Genomic DNA, 24908 nt, shown 5'->3' with positions numbered 1-24908 from the left:
CCTTCACCTCGTAACTGCGTAGGTCAACACATGCAGGCAGTGCGCGCGACTCGCCAGTTCGGTAATCGAACGTCCCGAAGTGCTTCGGGCACTCAATGATCCCCCCATCGACAATGCCGTCCGCAAGATGGACTTTCTCGTGAGAGCAGTGGCCGTCAATCGCGAAGTAGTCTCCCTCCGGAGAGCGAACAATTGCAAACGTACGGCTGCCGTGATCGAGACGAATGGTCTCTTCGGGCATCAATGCGTCAGTGGCGCAAGCCGCTACCCATTCATCCTGACTAGTCATTTTCGTCGTCCTCTGAGTCTACTCGTAGCAATTGCGCCGATGCCTTCAAGATCCGCGGGGCGGCGGTGCCAATGTTGCTGGTGGGTGGAAGGGAAGTTGCGGTATATGGCCATCGTCCGTCAGAAGAGTCGGAAAGACCGTGCGATCTGCCTTACCAATTCCGGGACTAATTGCCGCGCGCCCACTTCTTAGCCTTTATGCGCTTGTACATCCTCTCGTCGGCTTCGGAAGAACCGTCGTGAGCTGTGCCGAACCACTCGTCGAGCGGGATGCGCCGCTCTCCATAGTTCACTTCAAAATACTTGTGATGCAGGTAGTGATAAAGATTGTCTGTGCTGATGGCTTTTGCATCGTCGACGACCACCCGGTCGAACCCGGTGTGAGACTTCGCTGGCGACAACCCCGCGTGCATGAGCTGAAACATTGCATGCACCGGATGGGAGGGCAGGACGAAATGGATCAGCACGCCGGAAAAATAGCAGATGTGCTCGAGTGTAGATGCTGACAGGCCGGACCAAGGTCCCGGGTTAACGTTCTTGTGGTGTACCTTATGTACGATGTGGTACAGCGGTCCCATGTGCATGAGCCGGTGAATGAGATAGAAGTGCAACTCGCGCCAGGTCGGCATTATCAGCACGAGGGCAGCGCAGTACGCGGGGTGTGTTCCGAAATCGACGTACGGCAAATAGCCGTTAGCGTACATCCACCAGGTAAGGGTCTCGTATGCGGTCCATACCGGCACGCCGCTACACATAGTCCAAAACACGTTTTCAGCTGTCTGGCTTCCGAACAGGAAGGTGGTGTTGTCTGTGTCGGGCCACTTTGCGTTATACTTGAAGTTCGTTTGTTGACGTCGTTGGACATAAAGGATGAAGTGGAAGGTGCCATAGACAAGGACCGTTAGCCCGGCATTGCGCAGAAGGATGAGCAAAAGCCAGTCAGTGTGGAATTCCCGCATTGTATCAAGCGCGGGTGTCAGATAGATCCACGATACAAGCGAGATCGCGAAATAGAGGGTATTCCAAGGCAAGAGATACCCCGGCAGCCAATGAAGAATTTTCTTCGGCTGCACCGGCCAGATAAAAATCGGCGCCCGTTCCGGCCTCTTGTTCGGCGTCCAATTACCGCGTTTGTCGCGCGTACCGTATAAGATGTCATCCATATTTGTCTCCGCTCCGTCAGATATTGGACGTGAGATGATCGCCTACCTGGGCGAAATCCTTCAGGTACCGAGAAATCGTAATTTCGGCAGATATCGCGCCCCCTTGCGTGCCAACGAGGATCAAAAACACTCCAAGGCTTCATCTGCTTTCTTGCCGAACGCGCGAAGCTTTCCAACCCAAGTCGATTTCCTCGGAACTAGCCCCAGATGACCAACGACCGGAATATCTTCGGCCGCGAGCATAGCGACGGTCGCCATGCCGCGCGCTGTGATCACTGCGTCGGCGCCGTCGGTCAACGCCTTTAATGCGGTGCGTAGAATATCGTCCTGGGTTGCGGCATCGGCAAAGCCAAGCGCCGCCGTGACGAAAAGCTGCTTCGAGCCCTTGCGAACGGTCTCCACGTTGCGGGCGCGGGTGACCAGCATCTCGATACCGGATTGCTCCGCAGCTGCTGCCTCGTCCGCCGTCTCGGCAGTGACTTGAGTGTAGCGCTTGCCCGAGTCTCTGGCGCCGCGCAGGTCGGCCACCGTCACCGTGCGCTGAGCTTCGCGTGCGGCCCAATCGTAAATCCGCGGCATCTTGCAATTCAGCTCTCTAGCTTCCTGCCAAAGGTCCAACGCGCCGTTTCCGCGCTAGTCAAAGAATTCCGACGGAAGACTTGCTACCGGGCAGCGGCGTCGTCCTTCGGCCGAGTGCCCAAACAAGTCGCCGAGCCGCCGGTGGCGACCACGCACATGGTTCGACGTGCCGGACGCCCTGCAGCGATGGCAAGATCAGGCGAATAGGAGCGCGGCAGGTTTCGGCAGACGATCCGCACCTCGCTGCGATCCCTCTTAACGATGGCCCGGGCAACTCGACATCTGGAAGCTTTGTGGTTCAGGTCCATCCTGCTTTCCTTCAACTCAAGGCGGAGAATTTACGATACATCTCGTCGGCTACTCTGCGCGTTGCCATGCCAGGAATGACCCCGAGCTTGGTGCAGACCAGGGCACCGCAGCAAACCCCGAAGCGCGCTGCCTCGATCACATCGCGGCCTTCGGCCAGAGCCACAGCGAAGCCGGAATTAAATGCGTCGCCTGCGCCCGTCGTGTCCACTACGTTGACCTCGGCAGCCGGGATGGCTGCGTCGACCCCGTCGGTGACGACGAGCACGCCGCGGTCGCCAAGGGTTACAATCACATTGGCGGCGCCGCGTTTGCGCAGTATCTCCACTAGCTCGCGTGAGGGCCGCGGATCGTCCGGCCGCAGACCGAGCAGAATACGTAGTTCACTTTCATTCGGAGTCAGGTAATCGACCAACGGGAAGATCTCATCCGGAAGCGGCGCGGCGGGGGCCGGATTGAGGATAGTCGTTTTGCCGTGCTTGCGGCCTAGCTCCATAGCTCGCATTGCTACCTCGACAGGAGGTTCGAGGACCGCCATGACGACGTCGCTCTCCCGAATGCGGCCCTCGGCGCGATCCACAAAAGCTGCATCCATGGCGTTGGTGGCGCCATAGTCCATGATGATAAAGTTCTCACCACGCTCGTTGAGAATGATGAAGCCCACCGCCGTCGGACTTTCGGCGATTTGGTTGACATGCGTGGTGCCAACGCCTTCGGCCTTGTAGAGGTCGGTTGCGATATCGGCGAACTTGTCTTTGCCGATGATGGCTACCAGCGACGAATCCGCGCCTAGTCGCGCAGTCGCAACCGCTTGATTCGAACCCTTGCCTCCAGGCCCAATATCGAAACTGCTGCCCAGCATCGTGACGCCGAAGACCGGGATGTTCGGAGCGCGAATGGTAAGTCCCACTGCGAAGCTGCCGACCACGGTGATTCTCGGTTTACTCATCAATTCCTCCCCTGAATGTGCTTGAGGCCAGCGCGATGGTGTCGATTGCCTTCACGATTTCGGCAGCGGAAGAGAAGAACATCCGTGCTCGGCGTGTTGGCGCAGTTCGCGGGCGGTGAGTATCGGCACCGGCTCCCCCCTGAATCCTCGCAGCAATTCCCCAGAAATACAAAACGTGCATCCTGGATGCTGATCGGCGAGTTTGATTGTTAGTCGTTATCTGCGAGCGTACGCGTGAAATTCGCGGGCGGAAATGGACAAAGCACGCTTCGGTTTATATAAAACACGCATGGCATTATTACCGCAGCGCACAGTTTTTCCGGAAAGCCATCAGTACGTCCTTCCTGACGCCGCCTGGACTCGCTGCGCCTTTACGGTGCTTAGGGCTGGCAAAGCCATCACCGCGCGCGACCACCACATCGCGCGAGCCAACTATCCGGGTCAGGACATTCTGTACTGCACAGCGGGACGTGGCTTCGTATCCAGCGAGGGCAGGACATTCATCGTCGGGCGCAATCAGTTGATTTGGATTGCCAACGAGACGCCACATGCGCACTGGCCGGACGAGAGCGATCCCTGGACCGTTCTATGGGTAAGGATCGACGGACCGAACACGCCGGCCATTCGGCGAAAAGTGTTCGGCACCGGCGCAACCCTCGCAACGATATCGGCACCGAAAGACCTCGAACGGTGGTTCGGAAACTTGTTTGACGTCTTGCGCGCCAGAGATGATAACGTTGATTTGGCCCTCAATCGCCTCGTGGCGGAACTGCTGCACCTCATCGCGGCACCTTCGTCTAAGCAAGGTGATTCTCGTCTCCCCGCTCCATTGCGTACCATCGTCTCAAAGATGCGGCAGGCGCCAGAGCGATCTTGGCATGCCGACGAACTGGTCGCGGTCACAGGCCTCAGTGCCGCACAGACGCGGCGGTTATTCCAAAGGCATCTGCAGATCAGCCCAAGGCGCTGGCTGATCCGAGAGCGAATCATGATGGCGCAGAGGCTGCTCTTGGAAAGCGACGCCGGGCTCGGTACCATCGCCGAACGCTGCGGTTTCTGCGACGTCTATCACTTCAGTCGTGAGTTTAAACGTAGCACCGGCACCAGCCCTCGAACTTGGCGGCGCGCCGAAGGAAGTTGAACTTGCGTGCGCGCAGTTTTCACCGAAATATTATGTATTCGTGTCCTTATCGTTTCGTGATCAAGCGCTTTGACGGCTGTCGTCTTGCCCTGCTGTGAATGCGTCTAAGCCTGCTCGTGGTCGCGAGCTCGTGCTCAATCCGGTCGCGACTTTGACGATCAACAGAGGAGATCGTTAGGTCCAACTTCAATGTGCCTCCAATCGCATCCCAATCAACCGGCTCGTCTGCCATTGACACTTCGTCAAAATGGCGATGCGCTAAAAAAATCGAGCGCGGTGGAGCGTTTGTACGCCGACTTGTCAGAATCACGACACTCGGTCGAACTGGCGACAGAGGCTTGATAAGAATACGCAAAAGAAATCATCACTTACGGTTTGGCACGCGCTTTGAAGTGCCATCCACCATCTGCGGTCTCTTCCAAGAAGAGGTGATGTTGGAATGAACGTGCCGAATTTGACGAAACGAGCAAATGCCCTAGGAACCGACAAGGGAGACGAGGTTGGCGACGCACATGGCTACACCAGCTTCTACTCTTTTCTATTCGAGGAGTTCCGCCACGAACCTTTCACGATGGTCGAGATTGGATTGCAGCATGGGTACGGCTCTCTCGATCCCGGTGCGTTGCTCGCTCGCAAAGTCTACGACATTCCGTCCATTAAGATGTGGCTGGAGTTCTTTCCCAAAGCCAACATCGTCGGCTGCGACATCTCCGATTTCAGCGCCTTTGAATTGGATCGATTCCGTTTCGAGCGCCTTGACATGGGAGACGCGCTAGCATTGGAACGACTTGCGAGCTCACTACCACCCGTAAGGATCATCATCGAAGATGCTTCGCACGCAGCTTACCACCAGCAGCTTGCTCTAGGAAAGCTGTTTCCCATCGTTGAGCCAGGAGGCTTTTACTTTATCGAGGATCTGCATGCCACGCACGCGATTGCCGCAAGACTGCCGGTCTGCGATCCGACTGAGGCGGTGATTGAGAAGTTCAAGCAGGCGCGTCAGTTCGACATTCCGTTTCTGACTGGAATCGAGCGCAGAAATCTTGAGAACTCGATCCGAAAAATGTTCATCCATCGCAACGATAAGGGAGGCGTCAGCGACTGGACCATGAAAATGGTTGGATTTGAAAAGTATTAGAGATCGAATCGCTACCTTACGCGATTCAAGGTGGTTCTCTGTGATTGATGGCCGGCGGAAGTAATCACGTGTACGGCATCTTTCAAGAACTGAGCCAAGATCATCCAATACGCGAACTTTAATCATGACGATCGTGGCTGGGGCATTCTGTTGCGGATGCTGCGCAAGCTCGGCTGCCGATGGTCGAAGACTACACTGAAGACGAGCATGGGGCTTCTGGAGGGCTGCGAAGATGGTGCATGCAGACCAGCGACACGTCGTTGGCAGTAGCTGCGCAGCACCTTCACTGCCTCTACCCAACCTTACCCAACTGCGCGCTTCACCAACCTTATACCCGGTCTCCGCCCGGTCTAAGAGTGCCTGGTTTAAAATAATCCGGGAGGAAGATCGTGGCTCACCATTGCGCGGACGACCAGAGGTCAGTCCGGGATGGTAACTCATCCACGCTGCGCGCGGTCGCGATCGTGGCAACGCTGGATACCAAGAGCAGCGAAGCGTCCTATCTCAAAGATATCATCGAGGCATGCGGCCGCAAAGTCGTCCTGATCGACATCGGCACCTCCGGGTCGGCTACCAGCACGAAACAACCCCATCGTAATAGCGCTCGTGTCGCCTCGCCGGCCGAGCTCCTGAAGGAGATAGCCGCAACAACGAGCGAAAGGGTCCGTGTCCTCCTGGCAACGGGCGCCATTGGCGCGATTATCGGAGTTGCCGGTGGCAAGGGGAGCGCAGTTTTCGGCGAGATCGTGGCTGATTTGCCTTATGGCTTCCCCAAGCTGCTTGTGAGCAGTGCAAGGCCAGCGCTGCTCGCTGAATTGGCTGTCCATAACGACATTATCCTCTATCCAACGCTCGTCGATCTCTTCGGGATCAACACCTTTACCGAACGGGTATTGGAGAATGCGGGGAGGGCCATTGCGGCCATGAACTATGCGCCCACGAAGTATGGGCGGAAAAGGAAGGTCGTTGCCATCACGGCTTTTGGCGTGACGACGCCTGCGGCAAATCACTGCGTGGCGGGCCTTGCCGGGGCTGGCGTAGATGCGATTGTCTTTCCGGCCAACGGGGCGGGCGGCCGCAAAATGGAGCAGCTGATTGCGGCCGGCGAATTCGACGCTGTGATCGATCTGACCACAACGGAGCTGGCCGACGAGATTGTTGGAGGCACCGCGAGCGCCGGTCCGGATCGACTCAAGGCAGCATCGCACATCCCGCAAGTGATCGCGCCTGGTGCGGTCGACATGGTCAATTTTGGTCCGCCTTCAAGCGTTCCTGATCAATTTCGCGGTCGCCAGCTGTACTCCCATACACCCTATACGACCCTCATGCGTACGACTCCTTCCGAAAACGCGTGCATCGGCCGGGTCACGGCCGAGCGGCTATCGCGGGCAAAGGGGCCTGCAATTGTGCTTTGGCCGGCGGAAGGTGTTTCTGATTATGACCGCGAGGGCGGCATTTTTCGCAATCCCGACGCTGACAGGGCTTGGCTCGAGGCGGTCAAGGCGAGTCTCGCGCCGAACATTAGGGTTCGCGAACTGAACTGCCACATCAACGATCCCGAATTTTCCGAGAACGCCACGACGTGGATCCTCGAGCAGTTGGGGCAAGGGGCTCATTGCGATGCGCATGTTTGAGCGAGCCGAAATCCTTTCCAGGATCGGCCAACAGGTCGATCAAGGAAAAGCGGTTCTTGCCGCCGGGAGTAGCTGCGGCCTAGTTGCGAAATGCGCTGTCCTGGGAGGCGCCGACATGCTGGTGGTCTACAGCACCGGGCTGTCCCGTCTCATGGGACTTCCCACGAGCCGGATCGGTGATTCGAATGCGCGTACCCTCGATCTCGCAGCAGAAATCCGCAACGTCGTTTCTTCCGTTCCTGTCATAGGCGGCGTCGAAGCGTGGGATCCTCTTCGGCTCGATCTTGATGCCCTTCTGGACAAGTTTTGGGCGGCCGGCTTCTCCGGCGTGATTAACTATCCGACCATCTCCACCATGGGCGAAAAATGGCGCGACCGCCGTGGCCGGGTCGGGCTTGGCTTCGAGCGCGAGCTCGAAATGATCGCGACTGCCCGCAAAAAGAACCTCTTCTCGCTGGCCTATGTCGCAAGCCCTGAAGACGCCAAAGCCATGGCCAGCGCGGGCGCCGACTGCATCGTCCCGCATGTTGGCGCAACCCGTGGCGGGCTCGCCGGTCATGAAGAAGGCCAGTCAATACAAGAGGCGATCAGGCGCATCAATAACATCAATATCGCAGCGAGAAGAGTACGCTCGGACGTTGTCCTGCTTTGCCATGGCGGGGCAATCGCAGAGCCACAGGATACGGTTGAGGTCTATCGGTCGACGAAGTGTGTCGGCTTCGTTGGCGCATCCTCCATTGAAAGAATCCCAATTGAGCGGGCAGTCAAGGCGGCGGCAGAGCAATTCAAAGCTGTCTCGCTTCCACAAAATCACTGACGCTCATGGACAAATCTTGGAGCGAGGCTGGAATGAACGAGCCGACCCATCAATCAATCGGGCATAAGACGGTGGCCTTCCCGCAAAGGGGCAAGCCCGATCATGATTGGGAGACAGATGTCCTCGTGGTCGGTAGCGGTGCAGCCGGACTGTCGGCGGCGCTCTATGCGGCAAAGGCCGGACTGCGCGTTACAGTTTGTGAAAAATCTCCGCGGCTTGGCGGGACGACGGCGCTGTCGAACGGCATGATTTGGATTCCTTGTTCGCCCCAGGCGCGGTCCGCGAAGGTTGAGGATTCGCTTGCGAAAGCGCGGACATACCTGCAGCATGAACTTGGCAACTACTATCGGGCAGACTTCGTAGAGGCTTATCTTGAGGAGGGTCCAACCGCGCTCTCAACGCTTGAGAACGGGACAGAGGTCAAGTTTACCCTTGCATCTACGCCCGATTATCACTCGAACCAGGTCGGCGGAGTTAAGAAGGGCCGGGCACTGAGCCCCGCACCCTATGACGGACGGCTTCTCGGCAGCGATTTCGACCTGATAGGTGACCCTATTCGTGTTGTGCTTGGGGGAATGATGATCTCCTCCGCAGAGGTGAGAAGCTTTTTAAACCCGTTTCAATCTTTTGCTTCGCTTAAGCATGTCTTGCGTCGGGTCAGCCGCTACGCGCGGGATCGGCTGAGTTACAGACGTGGCACTGAGCTCAGCGGGGGCAACGCCTTGATCGCGCGGTTGCTCGTGAGCCTGCGCAAGTATGGCGTAGAAATCTGGCCAGAGTCTCCTCTCATAGAACTCATCAAGGATGAGGGACGCGTCACTGGAGCAGTCGTCAAGCTGATCGATTCCGAAATCCAAGTGCGCGCCTCGCATGGTGTCATCCTCGCAACGGGCGGCTTTGCTCGTAACGCGCGGTTAAGAGCGGAGCTTAGCGGCGCGCATCAGCACAACAACACGCTGGCCCATCCCGATGTCACCGGTGACGGCATTGCCCTTGGGGCCAGGCTCGGTGCCGCGATTGACAGTGATGTCGCCTCTGCCGGTTTCTGGACCCCAGTGTCGATCCTGAACAGCGGCAGCCGCTCGCAAGTCGTCCCGTACGGCTGGCTAGACCGCGGTCGCCCCGGTGTCCTCGCGGTAGGGCCAAGCGCCAGGCGCTTCGTCAACGAATCCAATTCGTATCACGATATCTGCATGGCAATGTTCAAGAACGGATATCCGGCAGACAAGCGATTCTACTTCATCTGCGACCAGGACTTCGTCCGCCTCAGAGGCATGGGACATTTGCTACCGTGGCCCTGGACGTTAAGCATCGGGAAATATGAGCGGCTCGGCTACATCAAGGTAGGCCAGACGATTCGGGAACTCGCGAAGCAGATAGGACTAGACGCCGGAGAGCTTCAAAGGACGATCGAGGAACACAACGAACACGCTGCCGCGGGACGCGATCCGCTTTTCAAACGTGGGGAATCGGCATTCAATCGCACGCTGGGCGATCCGGTCGTGGGAACGAAAAATCCAAATCTTGGACCGATCAGAAACGGCCCGTTTGTCGCGCTGGCGATCGTTCCCGCAACGCTCGGTACGGCGACCGGATTGGCAACCGATACTTACGGAAACGTCTTGGACGAAAAGGGCAGGCAGATTCCAGGTCTGTATGCTTGCGGGAATGACATGACCTCGCCAATGCGCGGAATTTATCCCGGAGCAGGCATCACGATCGGTCCGGCCATCGTGTTCGCCTACCGCGCGGTCAACAGCATCCTGCTATCGGCTCATCATGGGCAAAAGGCCGCGGCTTCCGGAGCTTGACGGTCAAGTTCGCCGTTTCCGCTGGCAGACCGGTTCGTCTGCTTTCTCCCTAGACTTGAGCCGCTGTTGGAGAAATCTAGCAGCGGCTTTTTTTTGGCTGTCCGGCAGCCTCATCGGATCAGCGCGGTCACGGCGAGCGGTACCAGGAACGGCGTCACAATGCATTCCGGCTCCTGCCAAGCCTCGAAAAGACGCCGGCGATCTCGTCCACTTGGAAGGCGCACGCCGTACTGATGCCGTGAGCGAACAACTTCTTTGGCTCCGCGCTCCATTGCCTGTAGCGTGGCTTAGCTCCCGCCTCGGCACCCCGCCGGTTCGCACGAGTCGGGCCTGTACCCGGTTTGGTCTCGTGTATCAAAAATGAATACATGCCCAAGTTTCACGAACTGTTCTGCTCTTTAACATATGTTCAGGGGATTGCTGTCAGGAGGCGTGCACTTTGGCCGACTCCCAGGCCCTCCTCAGCGTGCTTGTCGTCGATGGTGAGAAGTGAGTCCTTGGCCTCCTTGAACTCTCGACAACTCGTCGAACTCAGATTGCTTGGGTGTCGCGGCCTTCGGCTACTCGCCGTGGAAGGGTGCGGACCGATAAAGGTTGTTCACAAGTCGCGACGGCAGCGGACCGCTGACGAGGAGCTTCGGATGGCCGAGGAGAGTTTGGCGCCGGTGGCCAGTGTTCTCGAGGTTGCGCGCCGAAATAAAATTCCTTCCAATTGGCGGCGGCAGGCATCGGCCGCTTTTTGGCCTGGGCCGCAGTGCTACCAATAAGCACGCGGGGCGCCGATGCAGATCATGGTGTTCGTAGCCGCTCTCCCAGGTACCTTGCACCCTGTTGTCGGGTTTGTCGCTTCTGAGACACAGATGCGCGGCCGACGTGCTGTGCCCCGCTCGCAACTAAGCCATTGAATAGCATGCAGAACGAGCTTCTCTGGGGCACTTCGCGCGCTTGGCACGACTCTTGAGTTTCTCTCTTTGGCGCGGCGGCAGGAGCGGCCGAGCGGTCCTAGTCGTTGGTTCAGAAGTTCATGACCTTCAGGTCATGCACGACGACCGAGGGGTTAAGTCATGGATCGTCTGGAATTTCTTCGGACGAAGATCGAGAAGAAGGAGCTGCCAACATACGTCTATGGCTATCCTTCGAAGCGCGCGTATAGGGCTTTCCCGCAACCACTCCGCATAACTGATGTTGTTGAGCAGGTTAGTCGCTCAAAGCAAATCAACATCTATATCCATATTCCCTTCTGTCGCTACCGATGCACCTATTGCACTCTCTTTCTTACAACGCGCAATAGACACGGGACTCAGGAGTCTTATGTTGGTCGGTTGGTGGAGCACATCGCTCGATATGGAGAGTACTTCGGAGATCGAGAGGTTGTCAGTATCTATTTCGGCGGCGGCACTCCGACGCTGCTAACGGAGCATCAATTCGGCGAGCTATTCGCCGCCCTCGATACTGCATTTCCAAAACGAAGCCGGCGATGCGAGATTACGGTCGAGGGCGCACCGGATTCTTTCGGTAATAATCTTATGGATTGCTTGCAGGCACTTGGCGTCAACCGAATGAGCATGGGCATCCAAAGCATGGAACCCGGCGAGCTTGCGCACTCTGGTCGTCCATATTCGATCGAGATTGCAAAAGCGGCAATCGAGGCTCTCATCAAACGCTTTTCTCACGTCAATCTTGATTTGATCTACGGCCTGCGTGGTCAAACCCGTGACTCTTGGCTCCTTTCGCTTGGCCGCGTGCTCGACTATGTGCCGCAGACAGTTTCTCTCTATCCCGTCGTTGTTCGTCCGATGACGAAGGTCAGTACTTCGAAAACACGCAATCCTGAATCATTTTTCTCTGAAGCGGAAAAGTATGAAGTCTACGATCAGAACGTTGCTTGGATGGCGTCCAAAGGCTACCGCCAAGAATCCTTCACACGATTCACGAGGATGACTGGCGACCATGCCTACCGGCAGGAGGTGTCGGACTTTGAGGGGACGCCCCTGCTCGGATTGGGAGCTGGTGCCAGAAGCTACTTCGGCCAATATCACTACAGCACGGATTATGCCGTAGACGGGAGCGCGGCTTCGCGCATCATCAACGCATTCTCGGATCGTCCGTTCGATCCTGAGGCGATAGCATCACACGGAATCAGGCTGACGTCGGACGATGTTGCGCGTCGTTACGCTCTGCTTGGCCTCACATTGTCAGCTTTAAGCAGAAAGAATTACGCTGCGATATTTGGACGAGCACTAGCAGGCGATTTTGGTGAAGAACTCAAGGCGCTCGAGTCTTTGCAACTCATCAATTCGGCCGATGATGACATTTGTCGGCTTACTCAAAAGGGGTTCAAATATTCGAGCATTTTAGCTCGGATGTTTTACTCCGATGCGATGGTTAGACTTGAGGAACAATATCAGGCGGCGTGAGGTACAGTATGGAAGAGGTGGCGAATTCACGTTGTTGGTGGGATTCGGGCTACGCCGACCACAACGTTTCGTCTATGGGGGGTCCTAGCCCCGAAATCTTCGAGATTGCGCCAGCTCTCCGCGCGAAGAGCGTGGTTGTCGAGCTGGGTTGCGGCGAGGGGCGCAATGCTCTTTATTTGGCCCATTTTGATCATCAGGTGATCGCGACTGACATCTCCGAAGCCGCGATCTCCAAGCTGAATAGGCTCGCAGGCGAGCTTGGCGTAAACCTTACGAGCGGTGTGGTTCGCGTTGAAGAGTTTCAGCCGCCTGCTTATCTCGACGTCTTTATAGCGCATTCCGTATTGCATTTCACGGAACGGAGCGTCTGGAAACCGCTCATCAGGGCCTTAATCGATCGGACTCGGCCTGGAGGATTTCATTGCTTCACCAATACTCTCGATCAGCCAGACCATCCTATATCGAAGGAGAGTTTGGCGTCCGGTCACAAGAAGTCGGTCTCGCGTGGAGAGCTTCAGGCCATCTATGCGGAATCCGACTGGGAGATTCTACGGTCTGACCATTACATTAAATGGGACTCGCATCCTGGCATCCCAATTCATTCGCACTGCATCGAGAAAGTTGTAGCTCGTAAGCCAATTGGATCTGAAGATCTCCCGCCAATGAAAGCTGAGCCCATCGAGGCGGCCGGAATGATTCCTACCGAACAATTTGATCGCTTGAAACTGGGCACATCACGCGATGCCATAATTGAGATGCTTGGCTCGCCGCCAGCCAGCCATGGGGTGGCGACTACTCAGAAGACGGTCGGCGGCAACAATCAACAGGCCATAGCCGACAGCTACGTTCGCGAGGATATGATCTATGGCGATCACGGCCTCCAGTTTGTTAACGGAATGCTGACTGGCAAATATCGATATTTCACGCCCCCTAAGCGCTTGAGCATTCGGGAAGCGTAAGCTCGGACGAAAGTTCTGATTAGGTGGCCTGCTCGCCGAAGCACGTCTTTCGTCTGCTCTTAGTTTCCTGCCGGAGACCTTCCAAAGTGCCATCATGCGCCCGCCGCCCATGCACAGGACTATCCAGGCCGCCGCGGCTGAAAACGCTCCATGCCCTTTTTGGTGAGGGTCTCTACAGGCAAAAGCTTGCAGGAAATGCATGCAGTAGCTCCAGCCCGGCTTAGGCACGCTGCTTGCTTCGTCCGAGGGAGCATTGCCGAAACTCCCCCCGGTAATGTAGGGGCGACCTGGCGCATCACATCGAGGCGTCGGGGCGTCGGGCCGCCCCGCTGCCTCGCTCTACTTCTGACACCCATCAGTAGGAGGATATATGAAGGTGCACGTGCGGGCAGCCGCGGCTGCGTCGGCTTACACGCGGGGCCCGCGCACTTCGATCACGACACGTCACCCAATTTCTCTGTGAAAGTGACAGGCGGTGAAGCCCACGTCTACGACTGCAATGCACATACAGCGCCTGGCCACGCATCATCCCGGGCGGGCGTTCGCCATTGCTCGGTCCCCGATCGCGGTGTCGTTCCGGCGATTTGACGGAAACCGAACCCGCGATTGTCGTATCCGCGACAATCTCGAACGACATGTTTGAACGCGCGGTTTCGCCGTGGTCTACAGGACGAACCATTTTGTTTGAATATATGAACCCGAATTCGCGATTGGCGCGCAGTTTGCTAGGGATCCCCGGTAACACGGACCCGCCCATGAAAGTCGCTGCTAAGACCCAGGATCCACGCGCGCCAAGGCTCTTCGCATTGGTACTCGGCACGAACGAAATCGCGTCTGCCATCGCCACGAAACTCACCGAAGCGACCTTTGCTGTGGTGATGAGACACGATGCCTTTCCACCGGTGATCCGCCGCCGCATGGCATTTCACGACTCGCTGTTCGGCGAGCCGAGTGAAGTTGAGGGCGTCGTGGGAAAACGGGCCGATACGCTAGCGGAAATCACAGAGATTCACACCGAACCGAGCAGCGTGGCAGTGACCGAAATGCACTTCTCCGACATCATCGCCTTGCGCTCACTATCCGTGATCGTGGATGCACGCATGCAGAAGCATCGAAGACCTCCCGACCTCCGCGGCTTCGCACGGGTGACAGCCGGAATCGGGCCCGGCTTCGAGGTGGGCGTCAACTGCGACACCGCCATCGAGACCCATCCGATCCAGACCGGCGCAATAGTCTCACGAGGTGTCACCAAGCTGGCGGACGGCCGAGCCCGCGAGCTCGGCAGCGCTGGACGCGAGCGCTTCGTGTACTCGCACCGCGATGGCATCTGGCGCACAGGCCTCGATATCGGCACGACAGTGTCCAAGGGCTTGCTGGTGGGTTGTCTCGGCGGCAAACCGGTCCAGGCTCCCATCGGAGGAGTGCTACGCGGTGTTGTACGGGACGGCGCGCGCTTGCGGGAGGGCGTAAAATTGCTGGAGGTCGATCCGCGCGGACGCCAATCCTGCTGGACCGGCATGGATGAACGAGGGCGAGCCATCGGATGCAGCGCCGTCGCGGCGATCGAGAAACTCATCTCGCCCCGACCGAACGATCGTCGACGTCTTGGCCGATAGTTAAAGAGAGAGATTACCACCGGCGCGCTCCTTGGCGTGAACTGCCGGTGTAGGCACCGGATAGTTCCGTGCAGCAGGTACCTTAGCACATCAATCTTTTCCGCATCCAAAGGCATCGGGATACGGAAGCTTACCCCCTGCCGCTGCGCAGAACACTGAAGTGCCAATCGCAATGCTCACAATCTTCTTCGCTATCATTTCCCTTCTTTACGCGACGGTTGGGCAGGCGGGTGGCACCGCGTTTCTTGCCCTCATGGCCTTTGCATCGTTTCCATCAACTCAGATGCGACCGACAGCATTGTTACTCAACATCGTTGCTGCCACGTATTCGACATGGCTCTTCAATCGCGGTGGTTTTATTGATTGGAAGAGGTTGAGGCCTTTTCTAACCGCCTCGATGCCAACTGCTTTGATTGGAGGATTCACAATTCTACCCCCGCATCTCTATGATGCTATCACCGGCGTTGTCCTTCTTTTTGCTGCTGCCATCTTGTTGATCGGGCGAGCCAAGGGAGCTATCCCTGACGGTGGCAAGCAGTCATGGGGCGCAATTACAACAGGAGCCGGCATCGGCCTGATCTCGGGGCTTACTGGCGTCGGTGGGGGCGTTTTCCTCGCGCCTATTCTTATTGCGATGCGGTGGGCTTCGCCCAAAGAGACAGCAGCTTTGTCTGCCCCCTTCATATGGGTGAACTCCGCAGTTGGATTGGTCGGCGCGATTTACGCCGGACAGTTGCCTTCACCTCAGACATGGCTATACGCCCTGGGGGCTGTCGCAGGAGCGATGATAGGGACCACGATTGGTCTTCGTTGGCTGTCGGAGACCACGACGCGCTATGTACTTGCTGCCGTACTTGGCGCCGCGGGGATCCAGCTTATGGTCTTTGCAACGAGATAACACCATCAGATCGGTTCTTGGATCCATCCGGGACGTCGACTGCCCACAAGGAATGTCTTTTTTGCGGCCGAGTTTTGACGGGACGCCTCCAGTTTACTGAACGCGGGCACCACGCACGAAGCTCTCGGATCACGTGATTGGCGGAAGCGAGCACCCAAAGTACTTTTGTGCCTTCCTTCGTTGCGCTCCGACCGGACGATCGAACCTCTAGGTCACCGTGCAACTCAACGAGGTGCACGCACCATCGCTAGCGCCAATCCACAAAATGTCAGTGGCGGTGATCATCCCGAGCATCATGCTTTGCCGATGTCTAAGTGGAACGACCGCCATAAGCTCGTCGTGCAATTGGATGCGGCGGCGAAGAAAAAGGAAGAAGCCTGGAACGGCATCGCCCACCGAAGTGCTTGCAGCTAGAAAGCGGTACCGCAGCCGGCGCCTCGCAGAGCCCGGTGTAAAACTCCGGGACGTCACCAGTGGTTCTCTGACCAATTATTGGTTTCGTGGTTAGTTTAGCCTGAATGAAAACTGTCGGCTTTTGATTTTCGCATCTACTGACGAGGCGCATCAATATCCTCTCACCTATTGAATTGAATTGAATTCAATCCAATAGAGAATATAGTGCGTACGCCATCTTTTGGTTGCATCGACTCAAGTTTAGTGAGAACCTTCGCGTCTTGAACCTAAAGCTTAATGTGAGGGTAAGCGCGAGCAGCCAAGCAGATACTCGGGCATTCCAACGCCCAGGATTGCGTTCATCAAGTACGAGGACGGCGTATTTTGGCGCTCGTAAGGCCGTGCTGTTGGAAAATAATTAATTTTCGGGAAGCCTTTCGCTGACACCCGTGGGGAGCCATGTCGACAGTTGCCGGTGCAGTTTACCGCCTTTGGTGGCGACGCTTTCTTATTCTTCTGGCCATCACCGCAGTCATTGTTGTGATCGCCGTCCTGACTAGTCCGCAGGTTGGCGCGATAATCGAAGCTCTGGAGCCGCCGGGACTCCCTGCACCGGTTTCCGTGAGCGAGCAGGTTTCGCTTGATCAGGGCTGGGCCCCCCAAGACGCCGATCGATTCCATCACGAAGCCCAGGGCACGCATACCTTGCCGATTCCACTGTCATGGTTTCTCGCCCTGGAAGCGCCGCTGAACTCGACCTTCGCCGTTCCCTTTTCCAAACGCGAACGGTTTGCCGATAACCGCTATTTGCTCCGGTTTGGATTCATCAGCTCAGCCAAAAGCAAGAACAATGAATACGGCTTGCCGATCGGCTTTGCATATTCGCCGTTTCAGTCGATCAAGGGACTTTCGCGTAAGGAGACTGCCGTCGGATTGACCTGCGCCGCGTGCCATACCGGCCAACTGGTCTTCAAAGAGAAGCGCTATGTCATCGAAGGCGGGCCCGCGGTGACCGATCTCGGTCAACTGACCTTTGCACTCCGCGCCGCGCTCGGACAGACCGCTTTGTCAGCAAAGCTGCCCTTCTTCGACGGTCGCTTCAGACGATTTGCGAAGGCCGTCTTAGGAACCGAGTACAACGATCTGACGCGCGTCCAGCTGTCGAGGGAACTCGATGGAATACTCGGCGCGCTGGTCGATCAGCCTGCCGGGATCGATGTCACGGAAGGATTCTCACGCCTCGATGCGCTTAATCGAATCGGCAATCAGGTGTTCGCTCTCGACCCCGAACGCTACGGCAATTATGTCAACATCAACGCTCCCGTCACTTACCCGCACATCTGGACCTCGTCATGGTTCGATTGGGTGCAGTACGACGGCTCGATCATGCAGCCGCTGGTGCGCAATGCCGGCGAGGCGATGGGGGTTTCGGCGGAGCTCAACTTGACCGCCTCGCCGAAGGAGGGGCGCTTTGCGAACCCTTCGATAATCTGAACTGGATCGAACAACAGCTCGCCGGGAAGGATCAGCCGCTGGTGGCGAAGGCCTTCACTGGCCTGAACGCGCCGACCTGGCCCGACAGCTTTCCTGCGATTGACAAGGCCAAGGCCGCCGTGGGAGCCCAGCTCTACGACAAGCATTGCAGCGGTTGTCATCTTCCGGCGCTGACGCCGGACATCGTACACGGCAAGGCGCCGGACGCGGAGTTCTGGAAGCACTTTGGCCCTATCCGCTGGCGCGGCCGGGATGGGCAGGAGAGGCAGACGACGGAATCAGTACTCAACGTCAAGATCATCGAGCAAAGCCATATCGGCACCGATCCGACCCAGGGCAACGTGCTGCACAATCGCACCGTGGACACCGCCGGCCGCGAAACGGCCCGCGCCGGTCAGACCAGCCCCGGACTCGGGCTGGACATCGATGTCTGTCAACGGAAGGCTGATAGCACGCTGGATACGATTCACGTTTCGGACCATGCGATGCAACTCTACGCGCTTGCGCTCGGCGCCGTGGTTCAACTGGGCATCGACGAATGGCTTCGTTCGACCAGGACGGACCGCGCGAAGATCGAAGGCGATCGGCCGAACTGTCTCGCGGCAGGTTTCGGCTACAAGGCGCGTCCGCTGAACGGCGTATGGGCGACTGCGCCGTTCCTGCACAACGGCTCGGTGCCGACGATCTACGACCTGCTCAGCCCGGTCGCGGAGCGCCCTAAAGCCTTCCTGCTCGGCGATCCCAGCTTCGATCCGGTGCGCGTCGGTATCGTGACGCGGACCGTCGATCCTAAAGGCAGGACCTACGACAGCCAGGGCTACTTCATCCTCGATACGTCCGGGCGCGCAAATCGTAACACCGGTCACGAGTTCTCCAACGACAAGCATGACGGCGTTATCGGCCCTGCGCTGTCGCCTGAGGAGCGCAACGCAATCATCGAGTTCCTCAAGTCGATCTGAAATCAATAGGATCAGCTTCAAGTGGAATAGTATCGAAGACAGCCTCCTGCAGGACAGAGTTGGACGGAGTGCTCGGACCGATTGATCCAGGCGAAACTTTTCTCGAGCAAGGGGCCGGCAATGGCGGAGCAGAAGCAGCGTCTGGTGGCGAAATTCCTGAAATGGATGATCGCTAAACATCCGGACACATTGTTCGCGATAATCCGGCATGTCAGGCCCAACTTGGCGTTGGGCTCCGAAGGGCCGGTGTTTATCACCCGGTTCCCGGACGTGCAGGAAGCGCTCAGCCGGCCTGACATCTTCAACGTCACCTATGCGCCCATGATGGACCCCTCGGTAGGCCCCTACATGCTCGGCCGCGACTGCACGGAGATAAACCAGCGCGACAAGGGCATCATGCGTGCCTTCATGCGCATGGAGGATCTGCCGGCCATTCGTCAGAGAGTGCGTAGTCTCGCCAATGCGTCTGTCGAAAAACAACTCTACACTCAGAACCAGATCGAGGTGGTCAGCACCCTGTCGCGCCTAGTGCCGATACAGTTGACCGGAGAATATTTCGGCTTTCCTGGCACCGACCTGGCGTCGATGTTCCGATGGTCGCGCGCCACGCAATACGACATGTTCCACAACCTGGACAATGATCCGAAGGTGCACCAGGATAACATCGACGCCGGGCAGGAGATGCGCGCCTACCTGACACAACTGCTTCCGCAACGGCGAGAGCAGTTGAAGAATGGCCTCCCACTCGACGACGTGCTCAGCCGCCTGCTGAAAAGCCATTTTGACGATTCGATCGGCTTCGGCGACGAGCGCATCATTACCAACATGATGGGTACGCTGGTCGGCGGTATCGAGACCACTTCGGCGGCCATCGTGCAGCTGCTCGACCAGCTGTTCAAACGTCCGAAGATTCTGAAGGAGGCGATCGACGTTGCCAGCCGCAACGATGATCATCTGATGTATCGCTATTGCTGGGAAGCGCTGCGCTTCAATCCGATCAATCCGTTCGTGGTGCGCCACTGCCGGTCCGATTACCGGATCGCCAAGGGCTCACTGCGCGCGGCGACGATCAAGGCCGGCAGCACCGTGCTGATCTCGACCCGGTCGGCGATGCGCGACGGCTTGCAACTGCCGGCGCCCTCCAGTTTCGCCATCGACCGGCCGGAGTCGATCTATATGCATCTGGGCTACGGGATGCACACTTGCCTTGGCGACCAGATCAGCCGCATCCAGGTTCCGGAAATCGTTCGCCGCATCCTGCAAATTCCGGGCGTGCGTCCGGCTGCGGACATTGACTACGCCGGAGGGCCATTTCCGGAGCGTTATCTCATCACCTTTGATAGGCCGGCCTGAAGGACGGACTTCCCGATCGCTTCGGGGCTTCCCGCACTCCGCTAGTCAACGCAGTTCCACCGCGTTCGCTCCACTCGTTCGGGTAACCTCGGCCCGTGCTCAATCCATCTTGATTATGTTGACTGAAATCCGTCAAAGGGACGCGCCGTCGTCTATGATCCGCCACCTTGCGACGCTCTGTTCTCGTTAAGCACCTCGCCTTCATGCATCAGGCGCAAGTCAGCCGATGCGGCTGAGCAAGGGACGAGCCAGGAAGGCACCGGCTTGGAGAATTTCCCAACACTCATCTTTCCGAACAAACTGAACGTGGGAATCGAGCTCAATGTTGAAGATTGTAGCGGTAGCGGCAATTTTCGTAGGATAAGCCCTTTCAATAATCGCCGAATTGATTGCGTCAAAGAAATTTGGAACGGCGAGTGGGCCTCTGACAACGCGTCTGCCGATGTTCCTGCTCATAATGTTGGGCGGCATCTTGCTCGTCTCTGGATACGCCATCGGCTACATGCATCTCAAAAACATTTGGATAATTGTCGCGACATCGGTGGGATCGATTGTGGTGGCGGAGCCGATCCTCACATTTCTGCTGTTCCGCGAGGTGCCGATAAGCGGCTCACTGATCGGGCTGGTTTGAGGCGCGGTGGGCACGCTCGCAGCGATTTTCTTATAATCGCTAGCGCAACCGCACCGGCATCGCCTTGTATTCCGGATTGGATGCGAGGTGGCCGAAGCGGTAGTGAACCTCGTTCATCGCCATCACGGCAGCCGCACATTTCGCTGCTGCGATCGCCGCTGGCGCGATCACGACGGCCGCCGCAAATTCCATCGCATCTATGACACTGAGTTGCGGGTCGCAATCACGCTCGCCAGCAACAGGCCGTATCTGCTTTGCGGCAAAAGCGTCATCGGTCATCGTCCGGGCCAGAGTCTGACGTCCTTGGCACGATCCGGAATTTGATCCTCAACTGCTCAATTGACATGTTGCCTCAGGCGACTTTCAGCGTCTCGCCGCCGATTTCGCGATTGCAGGGGCAGAGCTCATAGGTCTGCAGCGCGTCCAGAACCCGTAGCGTGTCCCTCGGGCTTCGGCCGACATTCAGGTTGGTCGCATAGACATGCTGAATCGTATTCTCCGGATCGACGATGAACGTGTAGCGATGAGCGACGCCCTCAGGCGAGCGCACGCCAAGGCCATCGACAAGAGTGCCTTTGGAGTCAGCAAACTGCCAGATGGGAAGGTGATGCAGATCCTTGCGCTCGCGGCGCCAAGCGAGCTTGCAGAATTCGTTGTCGGTTGAGCCGCCGAGCACGATTGCATCGCGATCGGCGAAGTCCTTGGATAGCCGGGCAAACTCGGTGATTTCGGTCGGGCAGACGAAGGTGAAATCCTTGGGGTAGAAGAAGATAATTTTCCATTTTTCGGGAAAGCTCTCTTGAGTCAACGTCTCGAACGCGCTCTGCCCCTTCTCTTCCTGCAGGTGAAAGCCTGGCTTCACGCCCGTGACTTCGAACGACGGCAACTTACTTCCAATTCCAAGCATGTGTGTCCTCTCAGGGTTGCTTCGTGTGGAAGCGGTGGTCCGGCTTCATCGAAGCAATCGACATGCCACTCGATCTTGCGGTTTAGACTGGCGGAAATGCAACACAGGTTCTGTTTGGTTTGAGAGTTCCGGAGAAACGATCGGGGAGGGACCAGCATTTCGATGCTGTGGGGCGAGCCGCGTTGGCAGCCTGACGAAACCTGCACATTCGAACGTCAACATCATCTGGTGAATGGAAGGCAGAGGACACTGCGACGCGCCGTTGCATTCCCATTCGGACGCTTGATGGGTACACGGATTTGGAGGCCATGGCCTGCGGCATGTGATGTCTCCTCATCCGCTTTCGCTCTGCCAAAACCGCTTGCTGCGATCTCGATGTGCTTGGACTTAGTCGAAACGACCTGCTCGGGGGCCGCCTAGTGATCCGCGAGAAAGAAACGCTCTGCGAGGCTGTCCTCGGCGTCGGTGATCGAGTCGTCGCAGATCGGTGACGCTCGCGAGCGGACTTCAAGTGCGGCTGCAGGAGTGTGGCACAGAGTTGTACCCCACCAAAACAAGGAGGCGACAACATGCTGCTTTGTGTAGCAAGATGCTTTGCGAGCGCTCGGAACGAACTCGGCTCGGAACGAACTCGAAACGAAAGAGTGTCCCACACCGCTCGTGATTCGGAGTGGTTGGATGATCACGCCGGTTCGACGGAACTGGAGTCCCAAGGTATTGTTCAATGCTTTGACGGCCGGCGATGTTTACTGCCGAACCATCTGTTGTGCGCGCGCGTTGGGACAAGTTGTGGCCGGATTTATAGACGGAATATGACGCGAGGCATTTGAAAGAAGAACTGTCCATTCGTAGCTTGATCGTTACCCACGAAGCCGAAGCATTCTTTGACGCCTGGGCCGCGGACGAAGAGCGTTACACTGATGGCTTCGTCCAGATCATAGAACTCGTCGCTGGCGGATCCGAAGAGAATCTCTGGGAGAGATTGAACGATCGATCGCATAATCTTAGTTCGATCAGTGAATACTTGAAAGACGAATTCTCTCTAATGGTTATGATCGAGTTTGATGAGATGTGTACCTATGCTACGGAAAGGGAGTTTTATGTCAGACTTCGGAGCGACAGAGTCCTTCGCTGGCTGAGAGAAGTGATCGCCGACGAGGCGGTTCACTCGATGAATGCGGTTAACGTTATCCGCGCCCGGTACGACCACCGTTCTATGCGCCTGATATGTGCGGCACCGAGGTGCTCGTGTTCAAGTGCTACGACTCCAAGAGCAACGGACGGGCACGCTTCGTGCCGCATACCGAATTTACTGATCCGGCCTTTCACACCGACATTCGCCCGCGTGAGAGCATCCAGGTGGGGGCTCCTGCATTTTTCTAGCCGATACCTGCGCATCTCCTTGCACGACTGCCATATTCGTATCAATCAGGAACCGACGAGCTAAGACTCCAAGTCCGGTGGTTGAGCGCATCTTTGCGCGCACACTCCGACGGTCGTGCGCGTACCGCTCGCTCGACTGCGTTAACTGGTTAACACCAAGTCCCGTCCGCCGGATGTATCTTCAGGGCGCGCAAAGAGCGAGCGCTGGAACCCAATGAGGGAGGATAACGCATGAACGGCAAGCGCATTCTGATGATAGTCGGGGATTTTGGTGAGGACTACGAAACAATGGTCCCGTTCCAGGCTCTGCTCGCCGTCGGCCACACGGTTCATGCCGTCTGTCCCGGCAAGGCCGCAGGCGACACAATCGCAACGTCGATCCATGATTTCGAGGGCCAGCAGACCTACAGCGAAAAGCGCGGCCACAATTTCACGATCAATACCACGTTCACCGAAATCGATTGCTCAACTTACGACGCGCTCGTGATCCCGGGGGGCCGAGCTCCCGAATACCTTCGCACCGATGAATCGGTGATCGAGCTAGTCAGATACTTTTTCGATGCCGAGAAGCCCGTCGCCGCAATCTGTCATGCGGCGCAGCTCCTTGCGGGCGCCGGCGTGCTGAAGGGGCGCACCTGTTCGGCCTATCCGGCTTGCCGCGTCGAGGTCGAACTTGCCGGCGGCGTCTATGCCGATATCCCAATTGATGGCGCTGTGACAGATCGCAATCTGGTCAGCGCGCCGGCTTGGCCGGCTCACCCGTCGTGGCTGTCGCAATTTCTTGCCGTTCTGGGGACGACGATCAGCCATTCCGGCCTATGCCGCGCCGCATGATCGTCCGGCTTGACGACGCCTGCCCAGTGGGAACGAGCGTAGGTACAGGCGCAGTGCAGGGTGATAGGCTGTGACCCGGCTGGTTCTGTTGCCCGAGGAGGTCGCCCATGTGCAGGCTCTTTGTCAATGCGGATGCGGAGCTTTGGCAGACCCGGCTGAAGTCCGTGCGAATGCGCGGTTTCTCCACCAGCATCCGCTTGGAGAACCTTTACTGGCGAATTCTCGAGGAGATCGCACAGCGCGACGGCATGACACTCTCGCAGCTCCTGGACCGGCTGCATGAAGAATTGCTGGAGGACCGGGCGAACGTGGAGAATTTTTCCTCGTTCCTCCGCGTCTGCTGCGGCCGGTATCTAATGCTGCAGCTCTCTGGCGACATCCCGCGCGATTTCGCCACGCCGATCAGATCGCTAGACGCCAACCGCATCCTCGAGCGCGAGGCACGACGCTTTGCTGCGGACGCCGGGAGCACGAATAACAAATCGAGGGTTTCAGTTGCTGGTTAGGCGGAATGGCGTCAGTCGATGGCTGTTGCCGTAACTCGTCTGGGACAACAAGCTACTTTCAAATGGCGCGCCTGACACGATTTGAACGTGTAACCTTCGGAACTCTATCCAGCCGAGCCATGGGCGCATCCTTACACGCGCTTCTTGCAAGTTGTTACGCATCACACATCGGCATCAAATAAGTTGACGCGGGCCCAGTCCGCACGGCCAAGAGACTGATGCAACCGTAAGTTCGCATCGCGATCGTCTTGAAGCCCGAGCCAACGAGAGATTCAGCGGCTGACGGGGATCGACCGCAAGACGATCCGGCGCTACCAGGCGATTTTCGTATACCGGCGAGCGGCGGAGGCAAATTTCCCCGGGGTGACCGCCGGCTCTGAGGCCACCGAAGGCCAAACTCCCCCATCTCCGCGACCCCCGGCTATCGGAATGACGGTGGCCGTCAAGACGTTTGATCTCGCCTGCTCAGCCTGTGAACCGCAACGAGAATGGATCGAGCAGCAGGCCCGCCCGAGGCGCAACGCGCAGGCGATCTATCATGATCTGGTTGATCAGTTTCACTGCCAGCTACGAGAAGAGCGGTCGTCACCGCCGGCCGCGCCTGTTCGCCCCGGTTTGCTTTCATGATATCATGAGATATGAGCATCAACTCGTGATATCACGAAATCAGCAAAGAAGAGACCTTCCGAAGCCGGCGAGGCGGTGCTGGTGCGCCTGCAGCCAGAACTGGCA

Annotated in this window: 21 protein-coding genes, 1 tRNA gene and 1 pseudogene; 16 read left to right on the top strand and 7 right to left on the bottom strand. The window is 57.5% G+C overall.

What is annotated here, in order from left to right; all coding sequences use genetic code 11:
• The 4 genes from Q2941_RS42720 to Q2941_RS42705 all read right to left on the bottom strand — a co-directional run.
• Positions 1 to 289 (bottom strand): Rieske 2Fe-2S domain-containing protein (locus Q2941_RS42720; RefSeq protein ID WP_458196278.1); only part of this gene is annotated, 289 nt, incomplete at its 3' end.
• Between the two features lie 166 nt (positions 290 to 455).
• Positions 456 to 1451, bottom strand: a complete 996-nt coding sequence (locus Q2941_RS42715; protein WP_458196277.1) for a sterol desaturase family protein — start codon at positions 1449 to 1451, stop codon at positions 456 to 458.
• Positions 1452 to 1571: 120 nt separating this feature from the next.
• A complete protein-coding gene (locus Q2941_RS42710; protein WP_458196275.1) occupies positions 1572 to 2069 on the bottom strand; it encodes a 3-methyl-2-oxobutanoate hydroxymethyltransferase in 498 nt (165 codons plus the stop codon).
• A 280-nt stretch (positions 2070 to 2349) separates the two neighbouring features.
• Entirely contained in the window at positions 2350 to 3285 is a 936-nt protein-coding gene (locus tag Q2941_RS42705; RefSeq protein WP_458196274.1) for a ribokinase, read from the bottom strand.
• A 253-nt stretch (positions 3286 to 3538) separates the two neighbouring features.
• Here Q2941_RS42705 and Q2941_RS42700 point away from each other — a divergent pair, with 253 nt between their 5' ends.
• The 13 genes from Q2941_RS42700 to Q2941_RS42640 all read left to right on the top strand — a co-directional run bounded on the left by Q2941_RS42700 (position 3539) and on the right by Q2941_RS42640 (position 20546).
• Positions 3539 to 4426, top strand: a complete 888-nt coding sequence (locus Q2941_RS42700; RefSeq protein WP_458196273.1) for a helix-turn-helix domain-containing protein — start codon at positions 3539 to 3541, stop codon at positions 4424 to 4426.
• A 439-nt stretch (positions 4427 to 4865) separates the two neighbouring features.
• The gene (locus Q2941_RS42695) at positions 4866 to 5564 is read left to right on the top strand and encodes a hypothetical protein (RefSeq protein ID WP_458196272.1); all 699 of its coding nucleotides are present in this window, start codon (positions 4866 to 4868) and stop codon (positions 5562 to 5564) included.
• Between the two features lie 389 nt (positions 5565 to 5953).
• Positions 5954 to 7198 carry a Tm-1-like ATP-binding domain-containing protein gene (locus Q2941_RS42690; protein WP_458196271.1) on the top strand — a complete coding sequence of 415 codons (1245 nt, stop codon included), beginning with the start codon at positions 5954 to 5956 and terminating at the stop codon, positions 7196 to 7198.
• On the top strand, positions 7185 to 8015 hold the full coding sequence (locus Q2941_RS42685) for a phosphoenolpyruvate hydrolase family protein (RefSeq protein WP_458196270.1): 831 nt from the start codon (positions 7185 to 7187) through the stop codon (positions 8013 to 8015). Before Q2941_RS42690 ends, Q2941_RS42685 begins: the two co-directional genes overlap by 14 nt.
• A 32-nt stretch (positions 8016 to 8047) precedes the next feature.
• Positions 8048 to 9826 (top strand): FAD-dependent oxidoreductase, encoded by a 1779-nt coding sequence (locus Q2941_RS42680; protein WP_458196269.1) that lies wholly within the window; start codon positions 8048 to 8050, stop codon positions 9824 to 9826.
• A 1064-nt stretch (positions 9827 to 10890) separates the two neighbouring features.
• The gene (locus Q2941_RS42675; RefSeq protein WP_458196268.1) at positions 10891 to 12243 is read left to right on the top strand and encodes a coproporphyrinogen-III oxidase family protein; all 1353 of its coding nucleotides are present in this window, start codon (positions 10891 to 10893) and stop codon (positions 12241 to 12243) included.
• 8 nt (positions 12244 to 12251) lie between these two features.
• The gene (locus Q2941_RS42670; RefSeq protein WP_458196267.1) at positions 12252 to 13202 is read left to right on the top strand and encodes a class I SAM-dependent methyltransferase; all 951 of its coding nucleotides are present in this window, start codon (positions 12252 to 12254) and stop codon (positions 13200 to 13202) included.
• 755 nt (positions 13203 to 13957) lie between these two features.
• Complete coding sequence (locus Q2941_RS42665) at positions 13958 to 14818, top strand: xanthine dehydrogenase (protein ID WP_458196279.1); 861 nt, start codon at positions 13958 to 13960, stop codon at positions 14816 to 14818.
• A 172-nt stretch (positions 14819 to 14990) separates the two neighbouring features.
• Positions 14991 to 15716: a sulfite exporter TauE/SafE family protein gene (locus Q2941_RS42660; protein WP_458196266.1), complete on the top strand. Its 726-nt coding sequence runs from the start codon at positions 14991 to 14993 to the stop codon at positions 15714 to 15716.
• 852 nt (positions 15717 to 16568) lie between these two features.
• The gene (locus tag Q2941_RS42655) at positions 16569 to 17603 is read left to right on the top strand and encodes a di-heme-cytochrome C peroxidase (RefSeq protein ID WP_458196265.1); all 1035 of its coding nucleotides are present in this window, start codon (positions 16569 to 16571) and stop codon (positions 17601 to 17603) included.
• A gap of 41 nt (positions 17604 to 17644) precedes the next feature.
• Positions 17645 to 18562, top strand: coding sequence for a di-heme-cytochrome C peroxidase (locus Q2941_RS42650; protein ID WP_458196264.1), 918 nt, complete (start codon positions 17645 to 17647; stop codon positions 18560 to 18562).
• Between the two features lie 120 nt (positions 18563 to 18682).
• Entirely contained in the window at positions 18683 to 19915 is a 1233-nt protein-coding gene (locus Q2941_RS42645; protein WP_458196263.1) for a cytochrome P450, read from the top strand.
• A 442-nt stretch (positions 19916 to 20357) separates the two neighbouring features.
• Entirely contained in the window at positions 20358 to 20546 is a 189-nt protein-coding gene (locus Q2941_RS42640; protein WP_458196262.1) for a hypothetical protein, read from the top strand.
• 39 nt (positions 20547 to 20585) lie between these two features.
• Here Q2941_RS42640 and Q2941_RS42635 read toward each other — a convergent pair whose 3' ends face one another.
• Together Q2941_RS42635 and Q2941_RS42630 are read right to left on the bottom strand one after the other, a co-directional pair.
• Positions 20586 to 20825, bottom strand: a complete 240-nt coding sequence (locus tag Q2941_RS42635; RefSeq protein WP_458196261.1) for a hypothetical protein — start codon at positions 20823 to 20825, stop codon at positions 20586 to 20588.
• A gap of 73 nt (positions 20826 to 20898) precedes the next feature.
• Positions 20899 to 21453 (bottom strand): peroxiredoxin, encoded by a 555-nt coding sequence (locus Q2941_RS42630; RefSeq protein ID WP_458196260.1) that lies wholly within the window; start codon positions 21451 to 21453, stop codon positions 20899 to 20901.
• Between the two features lie 1614 nt (positions 21454 to 23067).
• Here Q2941_RS42630 and Q2941_RS42625 point away from each other — a divergent pair.
• Together Q2941_RS42625 and Q2941_RS42620 are read left to right on the top strand one after the other, a co-directional pair.
• Positions 23068 to 23670, top strand: coding sequence for a DJ-1/PfpI family protein (locus tag Q2941_RS42625; protein WP_458196259.1), 603 nt, complete (start codon positions 23068 to 23070; stop codon positions 23668 to 23670).
• A gap of 107 nt (positions 23671 to 23777) precedes the next feature.
• Positions 23778 to 24176 carry a ribbon-helix-helix domain-containing protein gene (locus Q2941_RS42620; protein WP_458196258.1) on the top strand — a complete coding sequence of 133 codons (399 nt, stop codon included), beginning with the start codon at positions 23778 to 23780 and terminating at the stop codon, positions 24174 to 24176.
• A gap of 63 nt (positions 24177 to 24239) precedes the next feature.
• Here Q2941_RS42620 and Q2941_RS42615 read toward each other — a convergent pair.
• Positions 24240 to 24303, bottom strand: a tRNA-Leu gene (locus tag Q2941_RS42615).
• A 131-nt stretch (positions 24304 to 24434) separates the two neighbouring features.
• Here Q2941_RS42615 and Q2941_RS42610 point away from each other — a divergent pair.
• Positions 24435 to 24734, top strand: a pseudogene (locus Q2941_RS42610) (IS21 family transposase); the annotation flags it as partial.
• Between the last annotated feature and the right edge of the window lie 174 nt (positions 24735 to 24908).

This window comes from Bradyrhizobium sp. UFLA05-153 (genome assembly GCF_054185185.1).
The sequence above is the reverse complement of the archived record's forward strand: the minus strand, read 5'-3'. Positions and strand labels throughout refer to the sequence as shown.